Genomic DNA, 353 nt, shown 5'->3' on the forward strand with positions numbered 1-353 from the left:
GCTTTCGCCGCCTGGTCGAGCTCGGCGGCGATCCGGGTCAGGAACACTCGCCCGTCGAGCGGAAGGTCGAGGCGCCGATAGGCCTCGGTGCGGGTCTCTCGCCAGTTCCGGTCGTCATAGATCAGGTTCCAGAAGGAGACGTGATCGCGGCTTTGCGCCAGGAACAGGCTGCCGGCGCGCAGGGCATCGCGCACCTCCAAGGCCAGCGAGATCTCCCAGATGGCGCGGTCGAGCTTGCCGTCGCTGACCAGGTGAGGCCGCCATTCCTTCTGCACGAAGTCGTGTGGATCGTCGGGCGTCAGCGCGCCGCGCCTGCCGGCATCGAGCCCGAGCGAGATCTCGATCGCCTGGAC

Annotated in this window: 1 protein-coding gene; it reads right to left on the reverse strand. The window is 68.0% G+C overall.

All coding sequences use genetic code 11. The features are described 5' to 3' along the window. Positions 1-353: hypothetical protein (locus OO62_RS36195; RefSeq protein ID WP_033271979.1), on the reverse strand; the 353-nt coding region annotated here is incomplete at both ends.

This window comes from Streptomyces lydicus (genome assembly GCF_000717345.1).
GTDB lineage: Bacteria > Actinomycetota > Actinomycetes > Streptomycetales > Streptomycetaceae > Streptomyces > Streptomyces lydicus.